The following is a 5,053-nucleotide window of genomic DNA, read 5'->3' as shown; positions in this document are numbered from 1 at the left end:
CCTCTGGACCCACCGCCGTACGATTACGGAGGCGGATATCGCCCTTTTCGCCCATCTTTCCTGGGACCACTTCTACGCCCACACCGACGAGCTGGCCGCTCAAAAAAGCCTCTTTGGCAAACGGGTGGCCCACGGGTACTTTGTGCTCTCGGCGGCCGCGGGGCTGTTCGTGGACCCGGCTCCGGGGCCGGTCCTGGCCAACTACGGCCTGGAGGACCTCCGCTTTACCGAGCCCGTGGGCATTGGCGACACCCTGCAGGCCCAGCTCACGGTGAAGGCCAAGCGGCCCAAGGACGAGAGGTCGGGGGTGGTGGAATGGGCGGTGGGGGTGGTGAACCAGGAGGGGAAAACCGTGGCCGCCTACACCATCCTCACCCTGGTGGCTCGAAAGCCCAGCGCGTTTTCGCCCGAGCCAGCCCCCTAGGGGCCATGGCCCAGGCGGACCGAACCCCTCAGCTGAGCCAGGCCGTGCTACCGTGGGGGTATAGCCGGGCACGAAGCGGCCTTTTGCCCCGTCTATGCCGCCTTGAACCTCCTCCAGGAGAAGTGGACCCCGCACATCGTCAGTGGACATGGGCCTGCTGGAAAGGGAGGTGGAATCCTTAGTGCCTCCCCGCACCCGCTACCGCCTCATCGAAGCCGGGCGGGAGCTGGAGGCGGTCATCACCGCCACCGGGGCCTGGGCCCGCGAGAACCCCCAGGCCCCCGTGGGCCAGGTTCCCCGCCCGGGGCCAGCCCGGAGTGGCTTTGGGCGGTGCCCTATTCCGCTTCCCCTGCCAGGTACTGGAGGTAGTTGGCCAGGCCCATCTGGTTCAGGAGTTCCCGCTGGGTCTCCAGCCAGTCCACGTGGCCTTCCTCGTCCTTGAGGATCTCCGCCACCATGTCCCGGGTACCGTTATCCCCCAGGCGCTGGGCCAGGTTCATGGTCTCGTTGTAGCCCTTCACCGCCTGGAGTTCCCCCTCGTAGTCCTTGAAGAGGATCTCCTCCACCGTCTTGCCGATCCTTATCTCCCCGATGCGGCTTACCTCCGGAAAGCCTTCCAGGAAAAGGATGCGCTCAATGTGCTTCTCCGCATGGCGCATCTCGGTGATGGCGTGGGCCTTGAGGTGCCGGGCCAGGGCCTTAAAGCCCCAGTTCTCCGCCATCTCCGCATGCACCATGTACTGCAAAATGGCCGCTAGTTCCTCGGAAAGCCTTTCCTGAAGGCTTTGGATCACATCCGGATGGCCTTTCATAGGGAACCTCCACGGGCATTATACCCCCACCGGAACCCGGCGAAGGTGAGGGCCTTGGGCCTCCAGGTGGTAGGCCTCTGGCCCCTCCGTGGGGAAGTCCTCGCGGAAGTGGGCTCCGCGGCTTTCCTCCCGCGCTAGGGCCATCTCCAGGAGAAGCCGGGCCAGGAGGGCCAGGTTTCCCGCCTCCAAAGCTGGGCGCAGACGGGAGAACCCCCCTTGGGGACCCAGGATCGCCTCTTTGCGGGGAAGATCCCCCACCCAAGCCAAGGCCTGGGCCAGGTCCTTTCCCCGGCGCACCACCCCTGCCACCTGGCCCATCCGTTGGCGTAAGGTTTCCCCCTGGGTGGGGTCCAGGAGGTGGGCGGGAAGGGGCTCCGGTGCCTTAGGGGAGGCGAGGTCCTGTAGGGCGGCTTTGGCCGCCCTCTCCCCCATAACCAACCCCTCCAGAAGGCTGTTGGAGGCCAGGCGGTTGGCCCCGTGCAAGCCCGTGGAGGCCACCTCCCCGGCGGCATAAAGACCGGGAACCCCCGTGTAGCCTTGAAGGTCGGTTTTCACGCCCCCCATGGCGTAGTGGGCAGCCGGGGCCACGGGCAGGGGCTCCCTAAGGGGATCCAACCCCAGGGCCCGGGCCGCGGCCACCACCGTGGGAAAGCGTTCCTCCAGGTTGGGGATGGGCCTGAGGTCCAGGAAGACCCCGCCCGTCCTCTCCCCCTCCCGGTGCACCGCCCGGGCCACCACATCCCGGGGGGCTAGCTCGGCCAAGGGGTCGTACCGGGGCATGAACCGCTCCCCCTGGGCGTTGATGAGGACCGCCCCTTCCCCCCGGCAGGCCTCGCTCACCAGGCTCCCATCGGGAAGGGCGGTGGGATGGAACTGGACGAACTCCAGGTCCCTTAGGGTAGCCCCCGCCTGGTAGGCCAGGGCCATCCCGTCCCCCGTGGCCCCTTGGGGGTTGGTGGTCACCGGGAAAAGCCGCCCCAGGCCTCCCGTGGCCAGAAGCACCGCCCCGGCCCGTACCACTTGGGGCCCCTCGGGTCCCAGGACCAAAGCCCCCGCCACCCTTTTCCCATCCCGGAGAAGGCTTACCGCCATGTACCCCTCGAGGACCGGGCTCCTAAGCCGTTTCAGGAGCCCTTGGAGGAGGAGGAGACCGCTTCGGTCCCCCCCCAGGTGCCGCACCCGGGCCCGGGAGTGTCCCCCTTCCCGGGTGGGCTCGGGGTGGAAGGGAAGCCCCAGGGAAAGAAGCCTTTCCAGGTGGCGAGGGGCTTCCTGCAGGATGGACCGGGCCACGGCCTCCTCCACCAGGCCCCGGCCTGCCCTCAAGGTATCCTCCAGGTGGGCCTCGAGGTCCGCCTCGTCCAGGGGAAAGGCCACCCCCCCTTGGGCCCAGGGGGTGGAGCCTGAGGGCAAGGGGTCTTTGCTGAGGAGGAGGACCTTAGCCCCCTGCGCCTCCGCCGCCAAAGCGGCGTAGACCCCCGCAATGCCCGCACCCAGGATGAGGAGATCGGCGCTAAGGGTTTCCATGGGCTTTTTCGTTCCTGGCCCTAGCCCACGGCCACCATGGCGGAAAGGGCCTTCCGGGCCTTTTCCGCCACCTCCTCGGGTACCCGGACCACGTGGCGCATCTCCTTTAGGGAGCGGTATACCTTCTCCAGGGTGATCTTTTTCATGTACTCGCAGACCGCATCCGGTTTCACGGGAATGAAGGCCTTGCCCGGGGCCTCCTTGGCCAGGCGGTGCAGGATCCCCACCTCGGTGGCCACCACGAACTCCTTGGCCTCGGCCTTCTTGGCGTAGCGTACCATGCCCTCGGTGGAGAGCATCTTGGCATCCGGCTTGAGGAAGAGGCAACTGGAGCCGCAGCCGCACTCCGGGTGGATCATGAACTCCGCTCCCGGGTGCGCCTCCAGGAGGGCCTTTAGGTGCTCCTCCCGGATGCCCGCATGCACATGGCATTCCCCCGGGAAAAGGTCCAGGCTTCTACCCGTGACCCGGGCCACGTGGGCCCCCAGGAACATGTCGGGCACAAAGAAGATGGGCCGGTCCTTGGGGAGGCGGGCCACCACCTCCACGGCGTTGGCGCTGGTGACGCACACGTCCGCCAGGGCCTTCACCTCGGCCCTGGTGTTCACGTAGGCCACCACGATGCCCTCGGGATGGTCCTCTTTCCAGGCCAGGATGTCCTCGGGGCGGATGCTGTCCGCCAAGGAGCAACCCGCTTCCAGGTCGGGGAGGAGAACGGTCTTTTCCGGGTTCAGGATGGCGGCGGTTTCCGCCATGAAGTGAACCCCAGCGAAAACGATGACCTTGGCCGGGGTCCTCTGCGCCTCCCGGGCTAGGCCCAGGGAGTCCCCCACGAAATCCGCCACCTCCTGCACCTCCGGAAGCTGGTAGGAGTGGGCCAGAATGACCGCTTGCCGCTCCGCCTTGAGGCGGCGTACCTCTTCCTTGAGCTTCTCTGGTTCCATCTTTACCCGCTCGCTGGGCTAAAGCCCTGTTCCCAAAAACCCTCGTCAAAGGCCAAGGCCTTCCGCAAACCCCTTTCCCGCATGAAGAAGAAACTGGTCCAGTCCACCAGGCTCAGGTCCTTCCTTCGGGAGGCCAGGAGGGCGGTGAGGGCCATGTGGTGCAGCCCCCCACCCACAGGGACCGTCGGGATTACACCCAGAAGGTCGTGGCCATGGGCCCGTGCCGCCTCGAGGCCCAAACTCCCCTGCACCAGGGCCACGCTCTCCACCACATGGCCGCGGGTTACGGGGCGCTCCCGGGCCGCGAGAAGGTGGCGGAAGGCTTCGGCCGCCTCGAGGTGGTAGGCGTCATCCCGGTCCAGGAGGGCGTAAGGGGCGGAGGTATCAACGAAGACGGCCAAGGTGGTCCCCTTCCCGGGCCAGGTAACGGTCGTGCTCCTGGCTCACGTCCTTGTGGCCCGAGGCGAAGCGGCCCACCGCGGCCAGGGCCCGCTGGGCCCGCTCGGCAAAACCCCCGTTCTCCTTTTCCTGGAGGTAGGCTTCCACCGACCGCCGCACCAGCTCCGCCAGGGATACCCCTTCCTCCTGGGCCCAGGCCTTGAGGCGCTGGGCCTGTTCCTCCGGGAGTGGGACCTGGGTCCGCACCACGCCATCACCTTATTATACCCCCACATCATGGCTGCACCACCAGGAGGGAGAGGTCCAGGGCCTTGGCGGAGTGGGTGAGGGCCCCCACGCTCACGTAGTCCACCCCGGCCTCGGCCGCCTTCCGGGCCCTTTCGGGGGTCATGTTCCCACTGGCCTCCAAGGGAACCCGCCCCCCCACCCGGCGCACCGCCTCCCGGATGGCCTCGGGGGAAAAGTTGTCCAGGAGGATCAGGTCCGCCCCCGCCTCCAAGGCCTCCTCTAGCTCCGCCAGGTTGGTCACCTCCACCTCCACCCTGAGGTAATGGGGGGCCTGGGCCCTGGCCCGCCTTACCGCTTCCCCCACGCCCCCCGCGGCCCGGATGTGGTTTTCCTTGATGAGGATGCCGTCAAACAGGCCAAAGCGGTGGTTCCGCCCTCCCCCTACCCGCACCGCGTACTTCTCCAGGGCCCTTAGGCCAGGGGTGGTCTTGCGGGTGTCCAGAACCTGGGTCCGGGTCCCCCTTAGGGCCTCCACGTAGGTTCGGGTGAGGGTGGCGATGCCCGAGAGGCGCTGAAGCAGGTTCAGCGCCAGCCTTTCCCCGGCCAGGATGCCCCTTAGGGGCCCCTCGAGGCGGGCCACCTCCTGGCCGGGCCTCACCCTGGCCCCCTCCTCCACCAGGGGCGTGAAGGCGATGCGGGCATCCACCAGGGCAAAGACCTCC

At 67.5% G+C, this 5,053-nt stretch carries 7 protein-coding genes and 1 pseudogene; 2 read left to right on the top strand and 6 right to left on the bottom strand.

What is annotated here, in order from left to right:
• On the top strand, positions 1-424 hold a 424-nt coding region (locus Q0693_RS04935; RefSeq protein WP_298629632.1), incomplete at its 5' end, for a MaoC/PaaZ C-terminal domain-containing protein.
• A gap of 60 nt (positions 425-484) precedes the next feature.
• Positions 485-710 (top strand): annotated as a pseudogene (locus tag Q0693_RS04930) (winged helix-turn-helix transcriptional regulator); the annotation flags it as partial.
• Positions 711-759: 49 nt separating this feature from the next.
• Here Q0693_RS04930 and bfr read toward each other — a convergent pair.
• The 6 genes from bfr to nadC form a co-directional block, all read right to left on the bottom strand.
• Positions 760-1,236 carry a bacterioferritin gene (gene bfr / locus Q0693_RS04925; RefSeq protein WP_243030466.1) on the bottom strand — a complete coding sequence of 159 codons (477 nt, stop codon included), beginning with the start codon at positions 1,234-1,236 and terminating at the stop codon, positions 760-762.
• Between the two features lie 18 nt (positions 1,237-1,254).
• On the bottom strand, positions 1,255-2,760 hold the full coding sequence (gene nadB, locus Q0693_RS04920; protein ID WP_298629629.1) for an L-aspartate oxidase: 1,506 nt from the start codon (positions 2,758-2,760) through the stop codon (positions 1,255-1,257).
• Between the two features lie 20 nt (positions 2,761-2,780).
• On the bottom strand, positions 2,781-3,704 hold the full coding sequence (gene nadA / locus Q0693_RS04915; protein ID WP_298629627.1) for a quinolinate synthase NadA: 924 nt from the start codon (positions 3,702-3,704) through the stop codon (positions 2,781-2,783).
• 2 nt (positions 3,705-3,706) lie between these two features.
• Positions 3,707-4,105 (bottom strand): PIN domain-containing protein, encoded by a 399-nt coding sequence (locus Q0693_RS04910; RefSeq protein WP_298629626.1) that lies wholly within the window; start codon positions 4,103-4,105, stop codon positions 3,707-3,709.
• On the bottom strand, positions 4,089-4,352 hold the full coding sequence (locus Q0693_RS04905) for a CopG family transcriptional regulator (protein WP_243030472.1): 264 nt from the start codon (positions 4,350-4,352) through the stop codon (positions 4,089-4,091). The genes Q0693_RS04910 and Q0693_RS04905 overlap by 17 nt, the downstream gene beginning before the upstream one ends.
• A gap of 25 nt (positions 4,353-4,377) precedes the next feature.
• The coding region (nadC, locus tag Q0693_RS04900; protein ID WP_298629624.1) for a carboxylating nicotinate-nucleotide diphosphorylase at positions 4,378-5,053 on the bottom strand (676 nt) is incomplete at its 5' end.

The organism is uncultured Thermus sp. (assembly GCF_938010445.1).
GTDB lineage: Bacteria > Deinococcota > Deinococci > Deinococcales > Thermaceae > Thermus > Thermus altitudinis.
Note: the sequence above shows the minus strand (reverse complement) of the source record. Positions and strands in the feature narration are given on the sequence as shown.

Coding starts and splice junctions, on each gene's coding strand:
- bfr (WP_243030466.1), bottom strand. CDS start 1,236: ATGAAAGGCCATCCGGATGTGATCCAAAGCCTTCAGGAAAGGCTTTCC.
- nadB (WP_298629629.1), bottom strand. CDS start 2,760: ATGGAAACCCTTAGCGCCGATCTCCTCATCCTGGGTGCGGGCATTGCG.
- nadA (WP_298629627.1), bottom strand. CDS start 3,704: ATGGAACCAGAGAAGCTCAAGGAAGAGGTACGCCGCCTCAAGGCGGAG.